Source organism: Flavobacteriales bacterium (assembly GCA_016699575.1).
Lineage (GTDB): Bacteria > Bacteroidota > Bacteroidia > Flavobacteriales_F > PHOS-HE28 > PHOS-HE28.
The window spans coordinates 1,836,177-1,858,035 of sequence record CP064979.1; the positions used below are offsets into that span (position 1 = coordinate 1,836,177).

The 21,859-nt window shown below is 61.2% G+C and carries 18 protein-coding genes and 1 tRNA gene; 10 read left to right on the plus strand and 9 right to left on the minus strand.

The window, feature by feature from the left end:
• Position 1: 1 nt before the first annotated feature.
• Positions 2 to 844 carry a universal stress protein gene (locus tag IPJ76_07615; protein ID QQR88071.1) on the minus strand — a complete coding sequence of 281 codons (843 nt, stop codon included), beginning with the start codon at positions 842 to 844 and terminating at the stop codon, positions 2 to 4.
• A gap of 109 nt (positions 845 to 953) precedes the next feature.
• On the opposite strand from IPJ76_07615, the gene IPJ76_07620 reads away from it, so the two are divergent.
• Entirely contained in the window at positions 954 to 3,209 is a 2,256-nt protein-coding gene (locus IPJ76_07620) for a DUF748 domain-containing protein (GenBank protein QQR88072.1), read from the plus strand.
• Here IPJ76_07620 and IPJ76_07625 read toward each other — a convergent pair.
• Genes IPJ76_07625 through IPJ76_07635 form a run of 3 tightly spaced genes read right to left on the minus strand, consistent with a single transcriptional unit; the run spans position 3,206 to position 6,460 of the window.
• A complete protein-coding gene (locus IPJ76_07625; protein QQR88073.1) occupies positions 3,206 to 4,369 on the minus strand; it encodes a hypothetical protein in 1,164 nt (387 codons plus the stop codon). The genes IPJ76_07620 and IPJ76_07625 overlap by 4 nt on opposite strands.
• A complete protein-coding gene (locus tag IPJ76_07630) occupies positions 4,366 to 5,928 on the minus strand; it encodes a hypothetical protein (GenBank protein ID QQR88074.1) in 1,563 nt (520 codons plus the stop codon). The genes IPJ76_07625 and IPJ76_07630 overlap by 4 nt, the downstream gene beginning before the upstream one ends.
• Positions 5,903 to 6,460 (minus strand): sigma-70 family RNA polymerase sigma factor, encoded by a 558-nt coding sequence (locus IPJ76_07635; GenBank protein QQR88418.1) that lies wholly within the window; start codon positions 6,458 to 6,460, stop codon positions 5,903 to 5,905. The genes IPJ76_07630 and IPJ76_07635 overlap by 26 nt, the downstream gene beginning before the upstream one ends.
• 283 nt (positions 6,461 to 6,743) lie before the next feature.
• On the opposite strand from IPJ76_07635, the gene IPJ76_07640 reads away from it, so the two are divergent.
• The 3 genes from IPJ76_07640 (at position 6,744) to IPJ76_07650 (ending at position 8,334) form a co-directional block, all read left to right on the plus strand.
• Positions 6,744 to 7,109 carry a single-stranded DNA-binding protein gene (locus tag IPJ76_07640; GenBank protein QQR88075.1) on the plus strand — a complete coding sequence of 122 codons (366 nt, stop codon included), beginning with the start codon at positions 6,744 to 6,746 and terminating at the stop codon, positions 7,107 to 7,109.
• A gap of 114 nt (positions 7,110 to 7,223) precedes the next feature.
• Positions 7,224 to 7,297, plus strand: a tRNA-Asn gene (locus tag IPJ76_07645).
• A 107-nt stretch (positions 7,298 to 7,404) separates the two neighbouring features.
• Positions 7,405 to 8,334: a bifunctional hydroxymethylpyrimidine kinase/phosphomethylpyrimidine kinase gene (locus tag IPJ76_07650; protein ID QQR88076.1), complete on the plus strand. Its 930-nt coding sequence runs from the start codon at positions 7,405 to 7,407 to the stop codon at positions 8,332 to 8,334.
• A 325-nt stretch (positions 8,335 to 8,659) separates the two neighbouring features.
• Here the strand turns inward: IPJ76_07650 and IPJ76_07655 are convergent, their stop codons facing one another.
• From IPJ76_07655 to IPJ76_07675, 5 genes are read right to left on the minus strand one after another with little or no spacing between them, the layout of a single operon-like run.
• The gene (locus IPJ76_07655; protein QQR88077.1) at positions 8,660 to 9,370 is read right to left on the minus strand and encodes a superoxide dismutase; all 711 of its coding nucleotides are present in this window, start codon (positions 9,368 to 9,370) and stop codon (positions 8,660 to 8,662) included.
• A 55-nt stretch (positions 9,371 to 9,425) separates the two neighbouring features.
• Entirely contained in the window at positions 9,426 to 9,935 is a 510-nt protein-coding gene (locus IPJ76_07660) for an acetyl-CoA carboxylase biotin carboxyl carrier protein subunit (protein ID QQR88078.1), read from the minus strand.
• Positions 9,936 to 9,983: 48 nt separating this feature from the next.
• A complete protein-coding gene (rnhA, locus tag IPJ76_07665; GenBank protein QQR88079.1) occupies positions 9,984 to 10,460 on the minus strand; it encodes a ribonuclease HI in 477 nt (158 codons plus the stop codon).
• On the minus strand, positions 10,457 to 11,065 hold the full coding sequence (locus tag IPJ76_07670) for a MarC family protein (protein QQR88080.1): 609 nt from the start codon (positions 11,063 to 11,065) through the stop codon (positions 10,457 to 10,459). The genes rnhA and IPJ76_07670 overlap by 4 nt, the downstream gene beginning before the upstream one ends.
• Before the next feature lie 38 nt (positions 11,066 to 11,103).
• Positions 11,104 to 11,667: a phosphoribosylglycinamide formyltransferase gene (locus IPJ76_07675; protein QQR88419.1), complete on the minus strand. Its 564-nt coding sequence runs from the start codon at positions 11,665 to 11,667 to the stop codon at positions 11,104 to 11,106.
• A 273-nt stretch (positions 11,668 to 11,940) separates the two neighbouring features.
• On the opposite strand from IPJ76_07675, the gene IPJ76_07680 reads away from it, so the two are divergent.
• The 6 genes from IPJ76_07680 (at position 11,941) to IPJ76_07705 (ending at position 21,789) form a co-directional block, all read left to right on the plus strand.
• Positions 11,941 to 12,177, plus strand: coding sequence for an acyl carrier protein (locus IPJ76_07680; GenBank protein QQR88081.1), 237 nt, complete (start codon positions 11,941 to 11,943; stop codon positions 12,175 to 12,177).
• Positions 12,178 to 12,201: 24 nt separating this feature from the next.
• Positions 12,202 to 13,455, plus strand: coding sequence for a beta-ketoacyl-ACP synthase II (fabF, locus tag IPJ76_07685; GenBank protein QQR88082.1), 1,254 nt, complete (start codon positions 12,202 to 12,204; stop codon positions 13,453 to 13,455).
• Between the two features lie 15 nt (positions 13,456 to 13,470).
• Positions 13,471 to 14,229 (plus strand): ribonuclease III, encoded by a 759-nt coding sequence (gene rnc, locus IPJ76_07690; protein ID QQR88083.1) that lies wholly within the window; start codon positions 13,471 to 13,473, stop codon positions 14,227 to 14,229.
• A gap of 553 nt (positions 14,230 to 14,782) precedes the next feature.
• Positions 14,783 to 15,271 (plus strand): GAF domain-containing protein, encoded by a 489-nt coding sequence (locus IPJ76_07695; protein QQR88084.1) that lies wholly within the window; start codon positions 14,783 to 14,785, stop codon positions 15,269 to 15,271.
• 264 nt (positions 15,272 to 15,535) lie between these two features.
• Positions 15,536 to 17,068 carry an Ig-like domain-containing protein gene (locus IPJ76_07700; GenBank protein ID QQR88085.1) on the plus strand — a complete coding sequence of 511 codons (1,533 nt, stop codon included), beginning with the start codon at positions 15,536 to 15,538 and terminating at the stop codon, positions 17,066 to 17,068.
• A gap of 110 nt (positions 17,069 to 17,178) precedes the next feature.
• Positions 17,179 to 21,789, plus strand: a complete 4,611-nt coding sequence (locus IPJ76_07705; GenBank protein QQR88086.1) for a gliding motility-associated C-terminal domain-containing protein — start codon at positions 17,179 to 17,181, stop codon at positions 21,787 to 21,789.
• The last annotated feature ends 70 nt before the right edge of the window (positions 21,790 to 21,859 follow it).

The window sequence follows — 21,859 nt, forward strand, 5'->3', positions numbered from 1 at the left end:
TCTACTGGAACATCACCGGCACACCGCTCACCGTGGTTGCGATGGGGTTCATGCACATCACCGGGATCATCGGCTCGTTCGTAATGATCTCCTGCTCGTTGGGCACCCCCAACACGCCGAAAATGTTCTCCTGGGCGAGGTTCATGATGGCGATGAGGTCGGCGTCCACCTTCACTGCGTGCTTGATCACGGCCTTCACGAAGTCGTCGCTGTCCTCCTTGGCGATCACAGCGTCGTGCTCGATGCTGCGCTCGTGCAGGTACTGCTTGGCGAATTGGATGTTGCGCTGCAATTGGTTGTGCAGGAATTCATCGTCCTCGTTCGGGGTGATGAGGTGCACGCGGCTCTTGAAATACTTGGCCATGTCGGCCACGAGTGTAAGCTTCTGGCGGGTTTCCTTCTCCAGATCAAGCGGCACCACGATGTCGCGGTAGCCCTCGCTCTTGATGTTGCGCTCCTGCACCACGATGAACGGCACGGTGCTGTTCGTGATCACTTTGAGCGCGCGGCTCCCGGTAATGAACTGCATGCCGCGCAAACCGTGCGTGCCCATGATGATCAGCACGGCACCGATCTCGGAGGCCGTATCACCGATCTCGTCGTAGATGCTACCGATGCGCACGAGCCCCTCTACCTGTACGGCCGGGTTGAGCTTCTTCGCCCGCTCACTTTCCAGGGCCAGCTTCTTGCGGGCATCCTCCACATCGGTCTGCTTGGGCACCACGTGCAACAGGCGCAACTCGGCGCCTATCCGGGCAGCAAGGGTCATCGCATGATCGATGGCACAATCGGCCACCTTGGTGAAATCGGTGGGGACAAGGATCTTCTTGGTCGTCGCGCTCATGTTCGTGGTCCGCTCAGGTTCGTTGGGATGGGAGCGCGGCTAAGATAGGATCGGCCATTTCCCGTGCACGGACCATCATCAGCGGCCCGGTAAGTTTGCCCCCCCACGCATGCGCCGCCTCCGCCGCGTCCTGTTCATATTGGTGCCAGCGCTGACAGTGCTCCTCCTGCTGTTGGCGTTCCTGGCGCCCTACCTGCTGAAGCGTTACATCGAGGCCCACAGTGAGGAGTGGATCGATAGGAAGGTCACCATTGGCAACCTCATCCTCAACCCGTTCACCGGGACTTTCGCCATCAATGAGCTGACCTGCACTGAACCCCGGAGCGATGCGAGGTTCGTGGCTTGGCGAAAGGCCTCCGTGAAGTGGGACCTCTGGGCGCTCTGGGACAAGAACCATTGGCGCTTCCACACCATCGAACTGGTGGAGCCGTACGTGCATGTGGCACAGCGCGGAGCCCGCTTCAACTTCAGCGATCTGCTGGAGCTGAGCGGAGATGCACCACCGGATCCCTCGGACACGGTGCCCACGCGCTTCGATCTGGAAGATATGCGCGTGACCGATGGTGAAGTGGTATACGACAGTGATGTACTGAAGGCACCGGTAAGCGCACTGGGACTGAACGTACTGTGCAATCGCATCACTTCGGAAAGCGCCCGGATGGACTTTGACCTCGACTTCCGTTTGAACACCGGTGGTAATGTGGACGGAGAGTTCACCATCGACACGGAGAAGGCGCTGTACGGTATCGACGCCCTGTTCAAGGGGATCGACCTGTCCGGAGCGTTGCCCTACTTGCAGGACCTCATGGACTGCAAAGCGATGGCCGGGAAACTGGATCTTGACCTCGACCTGCAGGACAGCTGGGCGGACACTTCCGCGCTCGCCCTGCGTGCCGCACTGGGGATCAACGGCCTGGAGATCACCGACCCAGCGAGCGAGCGCTTGGCCGCCATCGGGTCAGCACAGGTGAGGTTGGATACGCTCACTGCGCGCGATCACCGCTTCGAACTGCGCGCCATGCGCATCGACAGTGCATTCGCCCGGTACGAGATGTTCAAGGACAGCACGGACAATTGGAGCCGGTTGATGCGGGCGGCTTCGACAACTGGCACAGCCACCGCGGACTCCGGGAGCGTTGCCACGGCCAGCACGAGCAACGTGTTCGTTCTCCTGGCCGAATACATAAGCACGTTGGCGAAAGAGTTCATCGCCAATGAATACACCGCCGACAGCATCAGTTTCAACCACGGTAGCGTGGCCTTCATGGATCACACCTTGGCCCAGCCCTTCCGCTATTCCATCGACAACCTCAGCCTGCTGAGCACACGCGTGAACACGGCGGACAGCATGGCACAGCTTGCTTGCTCGGCCCAGCTCAACGGCACTGGAACGCTCACCGGCGCACTGCGGATCGACCCGAAGACGTTCAAGGATTTCACCGCGCAGGCCACCGTGCAGCAGCTGGTGCTCCGCGATCTGGATGCCTACATGCAGTGGTATGCAGCCCATCCGGTGGAAGACGGGGTACTGGGTTATTCGGGCACCACATCCGTTCACAACGGCCACATCGATTCTGGCAATGCCATCAGCATCGACCGCATGAAGCTGGGCAAGAAAGTGGACGAACACGCTGAGGACATCACGGTGTTGCCACTGCGATTGGGCGTGAGCCTGCTGAAGGACCGTAACGGCATCATCGAGCTTGATCTGCCCGTTAGCGGGGACATCAACGACCCGGAATTCAAGCCTTGGCCGATCGTGTGGAAGGTGCTGAAGAACCTGGTGTTGAAGGCCGTGAGTGCTCCGGTGAATTTGGTAGCCCGCGCCGTGGACGGTGTCGATCCAGCGGAGCTCGAGGTGGTGCGCTTTGAACCCCTGCAGACCACACTTGGCAAAACACAGCTCAATGCACTCGACAATTTGGCCAAAGTGCTACAAGCAAAACCCGAACTGAAGGTGGCGTTGGTGCCGGTGATCGACGAACGAACGAGTGCCGATGCCGTGGCCCTCTTCCGGGCAAAAGCCTTGATGCTGTTCGGCGAACGGGCACTTACGGCTGCCGATAGCAGCTCCGTTGAAGCGCTGAGCGAAGAAGACAGTTCATTCGTCCGGTTCATGGATGAGCGCAGCCCGAGCACCGTGGGCCGTGCGGCGGCAGAGCGGAGCGCTGCTATCATCGGCGCGGATGCCGTTCAGCAACAGGTAACGTCCATGGAGCAGTTGCGGGCACGGCACGTTGCCCAGTATCTGATCGCAGCCCGTCTACCGCCGGAGCGTGCGAACATCCGGACCGGAACCGGCCAAGAGGTGGGCACATACAAGGGCAAGCCCGGCTACAGGTTCGTTTACGACGCTGCGGACTAGTCGCGCACCACGCGCCGTGCCCAAGTGCCCGTTGGACTGTTCACGCGCAGCACGTAAAGCCCAGGAGCAAGATCTCCTACGGCCCAATGGAAAACATCCCCGTTAGGCACCACCTCGGCGAGGCCCACCTCGGCCCCACGTGCATCGGTGAGCGTAAGTTGAACGGCACCATCGGTCGGCAGCGCCAATGACAAGTGATCGGTGAACGGCACAGGCCACACGCGCACAGCCCCGTCTACTGGATCGTCGATGCCTGTTGCCGCCAATTGCACGGTGTGGCACACGTACGCATAGCACGTATCGGTCAGTCCGTCCGTGGCGGCCGTCAGCATGCACACCTGATAGGCCCCGTCCATGCTCGGGAAATCGTGCACCACGTACGGCCCGAACCCGATGTTGCCATCACCGAAGGTCCAGACCTCCACCCCGATGGGTGCGAGCGAGGTCATGGCTTCCGAAGTGAACGACCACAGCGCCCCCCCCACAGGGGCCGGACTGAAGTTGGCGAAGAGGCCGGTGCAAGTGGCTCCGTTACCGTCCACATCCACCCACCGCTCGATGCTGCTGATGCAATAGTTCTGGTTCTGCTGGTCGTACGCCAACATGTTCAATGCCACATAATACTTGCCGGGCCACAGGTAGGTGTGCTCGACATCTGGGACCGTGTCCGTTGTGCCGTCGCCCAACTCCCAGAGCATGCCCTCGTACGTACCCGACGACGCGTTCTGGAAAAGCATGGCGTTGCTCTGCGCATCAGCCTGATAGAAATCCGGATAGACGATGCCCGGGCACGGCCCTGCCACATCGGTGCGCACAGTGCGGCAAAACGATGTCTGGCAGTATTGACCGTTGCTGGTGTCCGTGAGCGTTAGGCAGACCTCGTAACTGTCCAAACCGGCATAGGTGTGTCCGAAGTCCAGTGAATCCATGACCCACGTGCCATCACCCAAAGTCCACTCACGCTGAACATCGATCCCGTTGGTGATGGATGAATCCATGAACGTGACGGTCTGGCCGTACTGCGCATAGGTGAATGCCGGACGGATGAGGCCGTAGCACGGGGGTTGAGCTCGTGCAGTGCGCGGAGCGAAGGCCAGTGTGCAAAGCAGTGCCCACAACAACACTTGGCGGTCCTTGATCATATCGATCCCCATGCTCATGGCAGCTTGGCCTTTCGTTGCTTCATCCCGAACTCGCGCACCAACCGCAACCGCAACTGCGCACCGCCCAACGTTGGATGAAGATCCCCCCCGCCAAGAAGGAGCGAGGAGTAACCACCGCCCAGGAACACTTGTGTGCGTTCATCGACTGCGTAGCCAACATCCACTCCTGCCGACCCCGTTATCCAAAGCCCGAAACGATCCGCGGCACCTGCATCCGAAAGACCAACGGGGCGTGGTGAGCCATCGTTGGTTGATGCGACGAGCGTGCGGCCATCCCGGCCAATGAACCAATTGAATGCCGCACCTGCGCGGGGCGCCAAAGTGAAGCGGCCGAAGTTCCATTGGTATGCCACCTCCACCGGTACTGAAAGGAGTGCGTAGCGGTTGGTAGCGTTGTAACGCACGTTCTCCCCTATGCTCTCAACCGGGACATACGCGATATCGTAGGTGTACACCACATAGCTCGAATCGGGCGCCACAGCGTTCACCGACCACGTGGTATCCAAGACCATGGTGTTGATGGAGTCGGACGAGTTCGTCCCGCTCCCGGTGTACAGAAAACGGCTCTTGAGACGCGCGTATTCCAAGCCCGCTGAAATGGACAATCCACTGCGCCATGTGCGCCCGCCGACAAGCCCGACTTGCCAACCGTTCTGCCACGTCTCACTTGCGTTCATGTCCTCCGCCAAGCGGCCCTCACCGCTCCACCCACCGTTCCATTCGTTCCATCCGAGCTGCACCCCCATCCACCATGTGCCATGCGGAAGTACATAGGGTGTCTCGAGGGGTTTGGCAGCGGTCTTCATGCTGTCCAGTTCCCGGTCCATATCACTGAGGCGTGTCCGGAGCATCACCATGTCCCCGGTCACATAGTCATCCTCGGCCGTGTGGTTCGCAACCAAGGCATCTGTTCCGGTCGCAGAGTTCGCGGTGCCTTCGTTCTGGGAAGCCGCTTCATCCGGGACTTTTCGTTCATCGTTCGCGCTTGCGCTTTGCGCCCCGGCGCTCAATGTTGCTGTGGAGGCTGTGCCAAGCGCAGTGCCGCGTTCCGGAGCCGAGGACCGGTTCTCAGCATTTGCTGTTCGGCGTTCCGTCGCTGAGCGCGAGCTTTCATTTCCGCCTTTGGTCTTTTCCGTCGTCCCAACAGTCGCCTTCGGCATCGACGCCGTGGACGCACTCCCTTCATTCGGAACAAGAACCGGCGTTTCGTGCGCCACGTTCGCCTGCACGGGCTCCGCAGCAGTAAGTGCTGCCACCTCGGCACTGGCATTCAATGACGCGTCGGAACCGCTCACGCCAGCGGAACCCTTTGTCACGGTACGTTCTTGAGCCACATCGGCCCCATGCTCCGCCGATGCAGCATACCACGCCAGGGGTGTCAGCAGCAATGCCGCACCCACCAAGCCCATTGCCCAACGCCGTTGCAACCCCACCAGCAGGCGGTGCCCCCAACTGCGCTGGGCCACCACGCGCTGCCACACGTCAGCGGGCGGCGTGGCCTCGCTGTCGTACAGCCCCTTGCGGAACAGGTCATCTATCGGATGTCTCTCCTTCATGGATCTTCACTTCTCGATCGGTGATGCGTGCTTGCAGGAAGCGGCGCGCTTTGGCCAGTTGACTGCGGCTGGTGCTTTCGCCGCAGCCGATCATAGCCGCTATTTCGGCGTGGTCGAACCCTTCAATGGCGAAGAGGTTGAACACGAGCTTGTAGCCCTCGGGCAACTGGTCCACCAGCTTCAGCAGTTCGGCGTGGCCCATGCCCTCCAAGGCCGATGCGGGCACCGGCTCTTCGGGCAGGTGCTCCATGCCGAAGCGCTCCATCTGGAAGCTCTTCTTGCGGTAATTGCTGATCGCGGTGTGCACCATCGTCCTGCGTATCCATCCCTCCAATGAACCCTCTCCCCGGTACAAGTTCAACTTGTCGAACACGCGCACCCAGCCGTCCTGCAGCACGTCCTGTGCCTCCAGCGCATGGCGTGCGTAGCGCAGGCACACGGCGTACATGCGGCGTGCATAACGCGAGTAGAGCACCTCTTGGCACTTCCGGTCCTCGCGCAGGCAGCCCTGTACCAGTTCCTGGTCGGTCAGTTCCCGCAAATCGTTAAGGCCTAACGGGAGCAAGACGCCGCCCAGTGGGGTTGGCGCTGCCCAGTCGGGCCTCGGGTGGTGAAAGTAGCGGGAAGCCATGATGGACGTGGCTTTCACGGCCGATGTCGGGGGGCACAATGTCGTAAAGCAACCGGCTAGCATCGCTTATGACCGGCTATAACCGGCTTTCATCCGGCTTCCGGAATGGGCCCGCTGAACGTTTGCACCGGTCAACGACGAAACCGACCTAGACAAACACACAAACCCCAAAAACCAAGTACCCATGAACACGCTGAAGAACAAAGTGAGCCTGATCGGCAACCTCGGCAACGACCCCGAAGTGCGCGAAGTAGCGGGTGGTCGCAAAGTGGCCCGCATCTCCATTGCCACCACGGACAGCTACAAGAACGCACAAGGCGAATGGGTGAAAGACACCCAGTGGCACACGGTGGTGGCGTGGGGCCGCACGGCCGATCAAGTGGGCCGCCTGCTCCGCAAAGGCACCCCTGTGGCGCTCGAAGGCAAGCTGGTGCACCGCAGCTTCGAGGGCAAGGACGGTCTGAAGCGCTACGTGACCGAGGTGATCATGAACGATTTCCAACTGTTGGGCAAAAGCAAGCAGCCTGAGAACCCGCTGGCAGCAGCGTAAGCCGCGGCGAGCGCAAGGAGGGAAGGGGGCGTCGGCCCCCTTTCTTTTTCCTGTCCCTCAGCGCTTGCGCCAATGCACTGCCCGGCTACATTTGCCGTCCCTTAATCGGGACCTTCCCTGGTAGCTCAGCTGGTTAGAGCACATGACTGTTAATCATGGGGTCGCTGGTTCAAGTCCAGCCCGGGGAGCCGAAAGCCTCAGCACTCTGCTGGGGCTTTTTCATTGCACGCACCGATCCGTCCACCCCTTTCCGCCTTCGCGCTCTTTGCGTCCTTTGCGGTAGAAAACCCTCCCCATGCAGCTCATCACAGTCGGCACCGTAGCCTTCGACAGCATCGAAACCCCTTTCGGCAAGGCCGATCGCATCGTGGGCGGCGCCGCCACCTTCATCAGTTTGGCGGCCTCGCATTACGTGAAGAAGCTCGGTTTGGTGAGCGTGATCGGCGATGACTTTCCGGAAAGCATGCTGGCCGACCTGCGCCGCCGAGGCGTGGACACAGCGGGCCTGCAAGTGCTGAAGGGCAAGGAGAGCTTCTTCTGGCACGGCCGCTACCACTACGACATGAACTCGCGCGACACCTTGGAAACGCGCCTGAACGTGCTGCTGGAGCTGGACCCCAAACTCCCGGAAGCCTACCGCAGCGCACCCTACGTGATGCTCGGCAACCTGGACCCCAAGGTGCAGCTGAAGGTTCTTGACCAGATGGACGTGCAGCCCGCGCTGGTGGTGCTCGACACCATGAACTTCTGGATGGACAGCGCCATGGACGCCTTGCGCGAGGTGATCGCCCGGGTGGACATCCTCACCATCAACGATGCGGAGGCGCGCCAGCTCAGCGGCGAGCACAGCTTGGTGAAAGCTGCGAACAAGATCCTGGCGATGGGCCCCAAGTACCTGGTGGTAAAGAAGGGTGAGCACGGTGCGCTGCTCTTCAGCGAAGACCGCGTGTTCTTCGCCCCGGCGCTGCCGCTGGAAGACATCATCGATCCGACGGGCGCTGGCGACACCTTCGCCGGGGGCTTCATCGGCTACCTAGCGCACACCCAGGACCACAGCTTCGACAACCTCAAGCGCGCCATCATCACCGGCTCCGCGCTGGCATCCTTCGCCTGCGAGAAGTTCGGCACCGAGCGCCTGCTCACGCTCACGCGCGATGAGATCGATGAACGTATCCGCCAGTTCGTGGATCTGGTGGATTTCGATATCGAGCTGGTGGAGGAGTGATGCGGGGCCGATGCGCATGGTTCATGGTTCCCAGAAGAACACGGTACGTTCAACGACCATCGCTGTCGCAGCCCTCTTGGTGACCAACCTCGTGGCGGCACTATTGAGCTATTTCTTCCAGTCGAGCGTGAATTCACACATGCCGCAAACCGGACTTGGAGCCGCCCTGTTCATCATGCTAGCACTGGGCGCTTTGGTCATGGCGGTCCGGATGTATCGTAAGAGAGCAGGCTCTATCAGCGTGCTCATGTACTCAGCCTTGTGCGCTTCCTTCATGATATGGGCCTACCGCATCAATGGACAAGTGTGCCAAGGTTGTTTGCAGTCAGGCTAACCGCTCCGCCACGGCTTTCCAGTTCACAACGTTCCACCAGTTGGCCACGTACTCGTTGCGTTTGTTCTGGTACTTGAGGTAGTAGGCGTGCTCCCAAACATCGAGCGCCAGCAGCGGCTTTCCGCGCAGGTCGCCAACATCCATCAAGGGATTGTCCTGGTTGGGCGTTGAGCCGATCGCGAGTTTGCCGTCCTGCACCACAAGCCAAGCCCAGCCGCTGCCAAAGCGCTTCATTGCAGCTTCGGTGAAGGCGGCCTTGAACTTCTCCACATCACCGAAAGTCCCATTGATCGCATCGAGCAACTTGCCTTCGGGTGCACCACCGGCCGGGGCCATGCTCTCCCAGAAGAAGTTGTGGTTCCAGGCACCTCCGCCGTTGTTGCGGGCCTTGGCGCTCAGCTTGCTCGTCTGCTTGAAGAAGTCGCTGGCGTCGGCCGCGATGATGTTCTCGGCCGCAATGGCTTCGTTCACGTTCTTGATGTAGGCCGCATGATGCTTGCCGTAGTGGATCTCCATCGTCAGCTTGTCGATGGACGGCTCCAACGCCTCGGGCGGATAGGGCAGGGGTACCTGGGCGAAGGCAAACGGATCCGCACCCATCGAGCCCCCAATAGACCGGGCCAGGAGCGAACCTCCGATCAGGGTGCCAGCGGTTGCTTGGGCAGTGCGGAGAATGAACTGTTTGCGGTCGATGCGTTCCATGGTTGTGCGGGTTGGCGCGCCACGTGCCATCATCGTGCCGCGCAGAACAAAGGTGCTAACCGAAGTTGAGCAACAGCTGACCTTTCTCAACGGCCACGCGCTCCTGCACATGCACGGCGGTCACCGTGGCGTCGCCGGGAGCCTTGATCACGTTTTCCATCTTCATGGCCTCCAGGATCAGCACGGGGTCGTTCTTTCTCACTGCATCGCCGGGTTTCACCATCACCTTCAGCACAAGGCCGGGCATGGGCGCTTTCAGGTCCTTGGCCACCACGCCGATCGACTTGTCGAGGCCCAGTGCGTGCATCAGGTGGTGCTGCTCGTCCTCCAGTTGCACGGTGTACGTGTGCGCGCCAATGCGCATGCGCACCGTCTTGTTCTCCTTGTCCTCCTTCAGTACCAGCACGCGGTGGCTGCGCCCGTCGATGACCACGCTGAACTGACCGGGCCCGGTGCGCACCATATCACTGATGCCCTTGGGCAGTTTCCACGGTGCGCTGGGCGTAGCGCGCTCCAGCACAAGCGGGTCCTTGCTGTTGTTGACGGTGGCGTAGAGCTTGGCCATTTGCTTCGTCGTTCCTCCTCGCAATGACGGAGCGGCGAATGTAGCGGCTCACTCCCCGAACATCCCCTCGTCACCCAGCTGTTCGTACGCCTCATCCGCGGGCAGGCCGGGCTGCTCACGCGCAGCAACGGCCAGTTGATCGCACAATTCATTCTGCGGGTGGCCGTTGTGGCCGCGGATCCACTGGAACCGCACGCGGTGCTTGCGGTACGCCACCAGGAAGCGCTTCCACAGATCGGGGTTCTTCTTCTTGGCAAAGCCCTTCTTCTCCCAATCGAACACCCAGCCCTTCTCCACACTGTCCACGACATACTTACTGTCGCTCACTATGGTGATCTCAGTGCCAAGGCTTTTCAAGGCTTCCAGTGCTACGATGGCGCCCAGCAGTTCCATGCGATTGTTGGTTGTGCGGCGATAGCCACCGTACAGCTCCTTGCGGTGCTTGCCGGCCTCCAGCAAAACGCCATAGCCGCCCGGGCCGGGGTTGCCGCTGGCGGCGCCGTCGGTGTAAGCGGTGACTTTCACTGAACCGTATGTGGAAAAAGGTGCGTGATGTTCTGCGTGAACAGCTTCACGCTGATGGCGAGCAGGATGATGCCGAACGCCTTGCGCAGCACGATGAGGCCTACGCGCCCCAACATGCGCTCGATGCGGCCCGTGAGCAGGAGCACCAGCAGCACGGGGATCATGTTCAGCACGATGGCCGCCAGGATGTTCACCGTCTGGAACTCGGCGCGCAAGGACAGGATGGTGGTGATGGTGCCCGCGCCAGCGATGACCGGGAACGCCAGCGGCACGATGCTGTAGACCTTCGGGTCGCTGCTGGGCAGGCCCGGTGCGCTGTGGTCTTCCTTGAAGAGCTTGATGCCGAGGATCATTTCCAGCGCAATGAAGAACAGCACGAACGAACCGGCCACGGCGAACGAGTTCACATCCACGCCCACCACACCTAGGATCTTCTCCCCGACAAAAAGGAACACCACCATGATGCCCAGGCTGACGAGCACCGCGCGCAGCGGGTAGATCTTCCCGGCCTTCTCGCGCACTTGCAGGATCAACGGTATTCCACCGATCACATCGATCACGGCGAACAGGATCAGGAAGGCTTTGCCGATCTCGGTAAGGGACATGGGGCGAAGATGCGCACCGTCGGGCCGGTGATCGGTCCTCACCGCACCAACCCCTCCACCACCATCGGATAGTGTGCGTGCTCCATGGCATGGATCCGCTCCGCCAGTGAAGCCACGGTATCGCCCGGTAGCACAGGGCATCGGAACTGCGCCAAGTGCTCACCTTCGTCGTAATGCTCGTTCACATAGTGCATGGTGATGCCGCTTTCGTGTTCACCAGCGGCCAGCACAGCGGCGTGCACCCGGTCGCCGTACATGCCTTTGCCGCCGAACTTGGGCAACAGGGCCGGATGGATGTTGATGATCTGCTGTGGAAAGGCTCGCACGAGTTCGGCCGGGATGAGCTGCATGAACCCGGCGAGCACGACCAGGTCGATGCGTTGGGCTGTCAGCTCGGCCTGCAAGCGCCCATCGCGGAGCATGGCCTTGTCGAAGAGAAAGAGCGCGACGCCCAGTTCCCACGCCCGTGCGATCACCCCGGCTTGCGGGTTGTCCGTGCCGATAAAGGCCACTTCGGCCTTGGGATGTCCGGCGAAGTGCTCCACCAGCCGTTGGGCGTTGGTGCCGCTGCCGGAGGCTAGGATGGCAATACGGAAGGCCATGTGTTCATGCGGCCATGTGTTCATGGGTCCATGGCCATGAACAAGACCGGTGCGAAGGTGCCGAACGGCATCCAGAGAAGCACCCCTTTGCGACTTGTCCCAACTGCATCCGGCATACCGGCTTCGTGGGCAGTGGAGATGTTATCCACCTGAGGGTGAAGGGATGGCCGGTGAACAATGGCCGGTGAACGGCCTCTGGCCAAACGACCCTGAGTGCCGAAGCACTTAAACCCTTTCTTTGCACCCTGTTTTTCAACCAACAACAGGACAACCATGTCGGACATCAAGTCTCGGGTCATTGCGATCATCGTTGACAAATTGGGCGTTGATCAGAACGAAGTGACCCCGGAAGCCAGTTTCACCAATGACCTTGGTGCTGACAGCCTCGACACCGTGGAGCTCATCATGGAGTTCGAGAAGGAGTTCAACATCGCCATCCCGGACGACCAGGCCGAGAAGATCCAGACCGTGGGTCAGGCCGTCGATTACGTGGAGAAGAACGCGAAGTAACCCGGCCCTACCAGGGCTCACTTCATGCAGCTCAGGCGCGTAGTCGTCACCGGACTCGGGGCCATAACGCCGCTCGGTAATACCGTGAAGGATTACTGGGCCGGGTTGGTCGCCGGGGTAAGTGGTGCTGCGCCCATCACCAAGTTCGACGCGAGCAAGTTCAAGACCCGCTTCGCCTGCGAAGTGAAAGGCTTCGACCCGGAGCAGTTCATGGACCGCAAGGAGGCGCGGAAGATGGACCCCTTTGCGCAGTACGCGGTGGCTGCCAGCGATGAAGCGATCAAGGACGCCGGGCTCGATCTGGAAAAGACCGACCGCGACCGCTTCGGGGTCATCTGGGGCAGCGGCATCGGCGGGCTGAAGACCTTCCAGGAGGAGTGCATCGCATTCGGTAAAGGCGATGGCACCCCGCGCTTCAATCCGTTCTTCATCCCCAAGATGATAGCGGATAGTGCCTCCGGGCTGATCAGCATGCGCCACAAGCTGCACGGGCCCAGCTATGTTACCGTGAGCGCTTGCGCCAGCGGCAACAACAGCATGATCGACGCCTTCAACAATATCCGCTTGGGCATCTGCACGGCGGTGGTGACGGGGGGTAGCGAGGCTGCGGTTTACGAGGCAGGTGTTGGCGGCTTCAACGCGTTGCACGCCATGAGCACGCGCAACGATGATCCCGCAACAGCGAGCCGCCCCTACGACAAGGACCGCGATGGTTTCGTGCTCGGCGAAGGCGGCGCGGCCATCATCCTCGAGGACTTGGAGCATGCCAAAGCCCGTGGCGCACGCATCTACTGCGAAGTGATCGGCGCAGGTATGAGCAGCGACGCATACCACATCACCGCACCGCACCCCGAAGGCGTGGGCGTGCACCTCTGCATGAAGAACGCCGTGCAGGACGCCGGTATCGGCGTTGGCGATGTGGACCTCATCAACACGCACGGTACCAGCACGCCCATCGGCGACCCGCAGGAACTGAAGGCCATCCAACGCCTCTTCGGCGACGCTGCTTATGCGATGAACATCAACGCCACCAAGAGCATGACAGGCCACCTACTCGGCGGTGCCGGCGCTGTGGAAGGCGTGGCCACCATCCTCTCGGTGACCAACAACATCGTTCCGCCGACGATCAACCACTTCACGGACGATCCCGAGATCGATCCCAAGTTGAACCTCACGTTCAACAAGGCGCAGCAGCGCACCGTGAACGTTGCGATCAGCAACACGTTCGGCTTCGGCGGCCACAACACGTCCGTCGTCTTCCGCAAGTACAACGGATAGCCCAACGGCTTCCCCTTGCTCCGCACACTTTTCTCCATCCCCAGGAACGCCGAGGAACGCAAGCTGCGGGCTTGGTGCCGCAGCACATTGGGCATTACCCCGGGCGATCTGGCGCTCTACCGACAGGCCATGCGGCATAGCAGCGCGGTGCCCGAGGACCGGCCAGACCTTCCCAACAACGAGCGCCTCGAGTTCCTGGGCGATGCGATACTCGATGCCATCGTAGGCACCTTGTTGTTCCGTACGTACCCGGACCAAGGCGAGGGCTTCCTGACGCGCATGCGCAGCAAACTGGTGAGCCGTGCACAGCTCAGTGTGCTGGCCAAGCACATCGGTATTGAGCAGGTGGTGGAGACCAAGGTGTCGCGTGGTCATGAGACCAGTGTGCCCGGCAATGCCTTGGAAGCGCTCATCGGTGCCATTTTCCTGGACAAGGGATTCAAGAAGACCCAAGCGTTGGTCCTCGACCTCATCAGCAGGCACTTCGACCTGAAAGAGCTGGAGAAGGAAGACCGCGACGGTAAGAGCCGCCTGTTGGAATGGGGCCAGAAGCGCCGGAGGAAAGTCGAGTTCAGGATCAGCGAAGAACGTGGCAAGGGACCGCGGGGAAAACAGTACGTGGCCGAAGTGGTCATCGATGGGAATGTGCGCGGGACCGGTCGCGGGCCGAGCAAGAAAGTGGCAGAACAGGACGCTGCCCAAAGCGCGTTCAAGAGCATGCGCTCGCGCGGGGGCGAGGGGCGCGAGCGGCAGCGGCGCGAAGAACGATCATAGACCTTGGACCTGACAGAAGGTCCCCCTTCTCGAAGGTCACCATCATTATCAGAACAAGAGAAGGGCCTGTTGGTGGTGCATGCCGAACTGCACATATGCGTGCCGGTATAGCGCTGGAGCGCACAAGCCGAAAGGCAAAAGCGGGCAGGTGCAACGGCAGCGCTGTGGCGCGTGCGGTAAGTACCAGCCAGAAGTGCACCGGTACAACGCGTGTGCGGCCGGAATATCGTGGCGCCTACCGCAGCGGGGTGCGGGTTGTGTCGTGTCGTCCCCCTGCCCCCTTCATGCCGCGCTTCGCACGCAATGACAGGGGACTAGATCTGATTGCTTCGCTACGCTCGTAACAACAATGACAAGGGCTCTGTTCCTGGAACGGGGTCTTTGTGCTTTACGGCGGGTTGGGATGTGGACAATGCGGATGGTTATCGAACATCTCGCGGGAGCCCTCCCCACCTTCGTCAGGACGGGCTCCGAAGACTCCACGGGATAACGAAGCGGTGGGGAAGCCCCCGCTACCTTCGCCGCCCGCCGATGAAGGGCGTACGATAGAGCGATGAGCGAGACGATCACCCTGCCCACCACCACTGACCGGTTCGCGTTGTACAGCGCGTTGTTCCCGCAGGTGAAGAGCCTGCTGGAGGATGAGCGCGACCCTGTGGCGGCGATGGCCAACATGAGCGCGGCGATCCAGCAGGCGTTCGGCTGGCATTGGGTGGGCTTCTACCGGGTGATGGGCGCCGAGCTCGTGCTGGGGCCGTTCCAAGGGCCGGTGGCGTGTTTCCGCATTGGCCATGGAAAAGGCGTGTGCGGAACCGCATGGGCCGAGGAGCGCACGGTGGTGGTTCCCGATGTGGACAAGTTCCCCGGCCACATTGCCTGCAGCGACAAGACACGCAGCGAGATGGTGGTGCCGTTCAAAGGACGCGACGGCCACATCCACGGTGTGTTGGACATCGACAGCATGAAGGAGAACGATTTCGCGGAGGTGGATGCGCACTGGCTGGAGAGGATGGTGGAGCTGCTGGAGCCATTGTTCGATTGATGGAGGAAGGAGCATACCACAGAGGCACAGAGACACGGAGAAGCACTGAGAAGAGAGATCGAGGCGCTGCGCCTGAGGGGGTACATGGAAACCCTCCTTCCTTCGTCGGGACAGACGCCGTCACGTGGACACAGAGGAACACAGAGAGGGTAAATGCGAGAGTCGCTGCGCTTGAAGAGGAAAGCCGCAGGTCCCTCTGCGGGATTTGCTGGTCATGGTGTGACAAACGCCGTCTCGATACTGCATGTCTTTGCTTTTGCGGCCATGCTGTTCGTTGCGGGTTGTGCGCAGGTGCGCGAGCCGACGGGCGGAGACCAGGACAAAGTGGGCCCGAAACTGGTGGATGCGACGCCGCAGAACGGAAGCACGGCGTTCAAGGGCGACCGCATCGTGCTGCGGTTCAGCGAGCGGGTGCAGGTGAAGAACGCGCGGGAGAACCTCGTGGTGTCGCCGCCGCTGGCGAAGGCACCGACGCTGCGGGTGGTCGGCGACAAGAGCGTGCAGATCGGTTTGGAAGCGCCTCTGGCGGCCAACACCACTTATGTGTTCGATTACGCGAAGGCCATTGTGGACCTGACGGAAGGGAACCAGGACAGCAGTGGCGTGTTCGTGATCAGCACGGGACCGGTCATAGACCAAGGAAGGCTGCGCGTGCATGTGAGCGAAGCGCGCACGGGCAAAGTGCTGGAGGGTTTCGAGGTGCTCCTCTACCCTACCGACAGCGCTGCGGATGTGCGCCAAGGCAGCAGCGCCGGTTTTGCGCGCACCATGAAGGACGGCCACGCCACAGTGGGGTACTTGCGCGATGGTGAGTACCGCGTGTTCGCTCTGGAAGACAAGAACGGCAACCACCGCTACGACCTGCCCAATGAGCGGTTGGCGTTCGCGGAGCAACCGGCCTTGGTGCGGGCGGACACGATGAGCGATGAAGTGGATCTGCGGGTGTTCACAGCGATGGACAGTGTGCAGCGGTTGCTTGATGCGCGCTGGACGAACGGGGTATTCCGGTTCGCGCTGAGCCGGCCAGCAGGAACGCTGGAGACGAAACGCTTGAGCGGTGAGGTGCTGGACTGGGAGCAGGAATGGAACACCGCACGCGACACGGTACGCTGCTGGTATGCGGGCAAAGACAGCCTGGCCAGTGGGCCGCTGCTGGTGCTGGCGGACGGCCAGTTGCTGGACACGGCGCAAGTGGAGGTGAAGTCCGCTGGGACGATGAGCGTTGCGGAGGTGAGGTACACGGGCACAACGGATGTGCTCCTCGAGTTCGACCGGCCGGTGGAAGTGATGGACAGCGCGCGGGTGGAAGCACGGCGCGACTCGGTGATGGTGCCGGTGCGCTTGGTGAAGCAGGGTGCGCGGCGCTTCCGTGCAGCGCACAAGGAGGCGCCGGGGGGCGGACTGAAGCTGGCCTTCTTGCCCGGAGCCTTGCAGGACCGGCAAGGCCGCACGAACGACACGTTGCGTACCGAGGTGCGGTTGGCCGGGCCCAAGGAGCAGGGCACATTGCATGTGGTGCTGAACCCACAGGGCGACTACGCCGGGCCGTACATCCTTGAACTGTTGGACCAGAGCGGCCGGGTGATGCTCGCCCGGGCCGGTGGCACATTGCCTTCCAAGGTTGGTTTATCGGGACTTCCACCGGAACCGTACGGGTTGCGGTTGGTGCTGGACGCGAATGGCAACGGGCGCTGGGATACAGGCGCCTTTGGCCAAAACCGCCAGCCCGAGCGGGTTGTGGTGCATCCGGCCGGGGCCAATGTGCGGGCCGGATGGGAGGTGGAGCTGGTGTGGTAGCGCTTTTCCGGCCTGTCCGGTTGGCAACGAAACCGTAAGAAGGCCCGTCATGCCCATGCCCACTTACCGGGGCACCCTACTTTCACGTCGCTTTTCCAAGCCCTTCCGCCATGATCCGCGCACTCAGGTTTACCGCCGCCCTCCTCCTTTTGCCCGCATTCGTTCCGAAGGCCAACGCCCAGCAAGGGGTGGTCCCAACCATGGGCACCGAGTTCTGGATCGGCTTCATGAAGGGCTATCAGGGCGGTGCCGCCAGCAGCTTGGACATTTTCGTGAGCAGCCCGGTGAACACGAGCGGCACACTGACCATGCCGCTGACAGGATACACGCAGCCCTTCAGCGTTACGGCTAACGTGACCACCACGATCACGTTCCCCAACGTGCCCATGGCCATGCACTTCGGCAGTGAGGTGGTCGACAACAAGTCCATCCTGATCGAAACCCAGGACACCGTGGCGGTGTTCGCCATCAACTTCGAGCAGTACACGGCCGACGCCGCAGTGATCTATCCCATCCAATCGCTCGGTACGGACTACAGGGTGTTCACCTACTACGGCTACCCGGGTATATCGGACTTGTTGAGCGAGTTCCTGATCGTGGCCACGCAGGACAACACGGAGATAGAGATCACCACGACGGCGAACACGGCTGGTGGGCATGTGGCAGGCACGCCATGGATCATTCAGCTTGACAGTGGGGAGACCTACCAAGTGCAGGCTGCCAGCGACGCCACGGACCTGCAGGGCAGCTGGATCCGCGGCACCGCGGCCAGCGGCTCGTGCAGGCCGTTCGCCGTGTTCGGCGGAAGCGTGTGCACCAAGGTGCCGACCGCTTGCACAGCCTGCGACCACGTGTACGACCAGAACCTGCCTACCACGGTGTGGGGCCGCACGTACTACACGGTGCCCTTCGACCAGATGAGCGGCTATACCTACCGCATCATGGCACGCGACAATGGCACTCTGGTGACCATCAACGGTGGGGCGCCGATAGCTATGAACGCGGGCGACTGGCAGGAGTACAACTACAACGCAACGGCCAACTGCATCCAGAGCAACAACCCGATCGCGGTGGCGCAGTACATGGAAGGCGTTACGTGCAACACGGTGAACCCCAGCTTGGGCGACCCTGCATTGCTGGTGCTGAACGCCGAGGAACAACAGATCGATCGGATCACGTTCGGAACGGTGGTGAGCACCGTGATCACCGACCACTTCCTGAACATCGTTACTGAAACCGCGAACACATCGAGCGTGTACCTGGACGGGGTGCAGGTGCCCACGGCACAGTTCAGCATCTACCCATCGTGCGCCACGATGAGCTATGCCCAGGTGGACCTGCCGCCGGGCAGCCACACCTTGGAATGCACCGGCGGGTTGAGCGCCTATGTGTACGGCGCCGGAAGCGCTGAGACCTACGCGTATTCGGTGGGTGCGTTCACCCCGGTGCCACCACTGATCGTGGACAGCGTGTTCTGCGGTCTCGACAGCACGGGCACGCTCACGCTGAGCCCTCCCGTGCCGATCTTCAATCCGTTCTGGACCACTCTCAGCAACCCGAACGACACGCTCTACCAAGGCCTTGTCTACACGTTCGTGCCGCCTGCGAGCGATGTGTACGTAGTGACGGGCTATGAGAACCAGAGCTTCTGCGAACAACAGTTTTTCTACAGTGTGGAGATCGATGATCCTCCAGTACTGACGTTGACGGCCAGCTCTACCACCATATGCCAGTACGAACCCGTGCAGTTGAACGTGTCGCCCGCTCCGGCCGGCACGTACCTCTACAACTGGTGGCCCGATGCGCCATTGAACGACGGGTCGCTCCCCGACCCCATAGCCACTCCGGCCCACAGCGGATGGTTCTACGTGAGCGTGAGCACGCTGAACGGATGTGCCGTAGCCATCGACAGCATCTACATAACGGTGGTGCCCGGTGATGTGCTCCTGTTCGAGGCAACAACGGACGATGACCTGATCTGCGCGGGTGACACCGTGCAACTGAACCTGGAGATCCACCAGACCATCGTGAGCGACACGATGGACATTGCGCTGAACCCCGCCATGTGGAGCAGCACCACCGGTGGCGCACTGAGCAACGTCTGCGGATCCATCGGCGGCAACGCGCTCCACTTCGACGGGCCTTTGCCGACCCGCGAGACGCAGACGGTTGACCTCAACGTGGCCTTGGGCGGCACCATCCGCTTCAACCTGAAGATCAGCGATGGTATAGCACCATGCGACAACGCAGACCCGGGAGAAGACGTGGTGCTGGAGTACAGCACGAACGGCGGTGGAGCTTGGACGCTGATCAACACCTACTTCGAGTACCAGTTCCCCACCTGGACGCAGATCGACGAAACGATCCCTGCGGGTGCAATGACGGCCAGCACACGGTTCCGTTGGCGCCAGCTGGCCTTCACAGGTGCCGGTGAGGACAACTGGCAACTGGACGATGTGGCCATTGCGGTGGAGGACCAGACGGGCATCACCTTCGCGTGGACACCAGCAGCATCGCTGAGCAACGCAGCCATCGTGAACCCACAGGCCTGGCCGAACACCACGGGCTGGTACTACGTGGACGGCACGGACAACAACACACAGTGCGCGTATTCGGACAGTTTGTTCATCACCGTGGGCCAGCCGTTCACCTTGAACATGACCCCGGACACGTCGATCTGCGATGTGGCCGGCATCCAATTGGACGCCATCCCGAGCGGAGGCACCAACCACAGTTACCTGTGGGCGCCGAACACTGCCATCTCCAGCACGTTCGCCGCAAGTCCTGTGGTGACGCCGGCAGCCACCACCACGTACACGGTGACGGTAACCAGCCAGGAAGGATGCACGGCCACCGGTGATGTTCAGATCACTGTTGCGGCCGCCCTCAACCTCACGGTGACCACTACGGACAACGACATTTGCGCAGGCGACATCGTGACCTTGAACGCGAACGTGGGTGGCGCAGTGGGCATGGCATTCTTGTGGGATCCGATCACAGGTCTCAGCAGCAGCACGGTGCAGAGCCCGACCGCGCAACCCTTGCAGGATGTTTGGTACAGCGTGATCGCCACGGACACGGTGAGCGGCTGCGTGCTCACGGACAGCGTGTTCATCAACGTCACCAATGTTGGCGGGGTGAGCGCGGGCAACGACACTACGGTGTGCAGCGCGATGGGCATGCAGTTGGAGGTGACCTTCAACACGGTGAACCCCATCATCCAATGGGAGCCCGCCCAGTACCTGCTGTTCCCGAACACCGCTACGCCGACCATCAATTTCGACAGCACGATGACCTACATCGTTGAAGTGGGTGATGGAGTGAACTGCTCAGCTTTCGACACGGTGACGGTTACCGTGCAGTTCAGCGACCTCACCTTCATCAGCGATAGCTCGTTGTGCCAAGGCGAGAGCATGGTGATCGATGCGGGTTATCCCGGTGTGCAGCATTCCTGGAACACGGGCGACACGACGCAGACCATCACGGTGAGCGCGGCCGGGGCTTACACCGTGACCATGACCGATGTGATCGGTTGCCAGGTGAGCTTCACCACGAACGTGATCGTGGATCCGTTGCCGGTGGTGACCCTCGGTCCTGATACCTCGCTTTGCGTGGGCGAGAACTGGTTGCTGGATGCGGGTAACCCCGGAAGCGCTTACGAGTGGAGCACCACGGCGGTGACGCAGGCCATCACCACTACGGTGGGCGGCAGCTTCTGGGTGGTCGTTACCGACGCCAACGACTGCGTGAACAGTGACACCATCGACATCGTCTTCGACCAGCTGCCCGTGATCAACCTGCCGGACACGGTGGTGTGCGTGAGCGAGACGATCGTACTGGACGCCGGCAACCCGGGCAGCGCTTACCTGTGGAGCCCGAACGGCGAAACGTCGCAGACCATCAGCGTCAACAACGCCACGGGCGTGTACAGTGTGGTGGTGACCACACCCACCATCTGCATCGACAGCGCTACGGCGGCGCTGACGTTCATTCCGTTCCCCGTTGTGGACCTGGGCCCCGACACCGCGCTCTGCGATACACAGGAACTGACGTTGGATGCACAGAACGACACATGCGCCTTCACATGGAGTACCGGGGCAACGAGCCAAACAATAACCCTGTATGCGAGCGACAGCATCTGGGTGGACGTCTTCAACGACTACTGCGTGACGCGCGACAGCATCAATGTGGTCTTCAACCCGCTGCCCAACGAATTGACGGTGGATGTGGTGACCATCTGCCTCGATTATCCGCCGCACTATGCCGTGCTCAGCGGCGAGAACCCGGGCAACACGTATGTATGGAGCCCCACCAATGAAACCACACAGGTGATCCTGGCCGACGATTACGGCTGGTATGTTGTGCAGCTCACAACCCCGCTGAACTGCACCATCACGGACAGCATCCTGGTGCAGGAATACTGCAACAGCGCCATTTACGTTCCCAACACCTTCACGCCCGATGGTGACGGCTACAACGACGAGTTCTTCCCCAACGGCTGGAACATCGCCAACATCGAACTGAACATCTTCGACCGCTGGGGCGAGCTGATCAGCTCCGGCACGGGCAGCCAGGCGAAATGGGACGGCACGTACGGTGGCACGGCCAGCCAGGACGGCGTGTACATCTGGAAGGTGAAGTACCGCTTCTATGACAACGCCGAGAAGACCGTGATAGGCCCTGAATACGAGAAGACCGGGCACGTGACGCTGATCCGTTAACGCAGCCCCTGACCTGAGCGGAGCCCCGGCGGAAGTCGGGGCTTCGTCGTTCCGTAATGCGCGTTCGGGA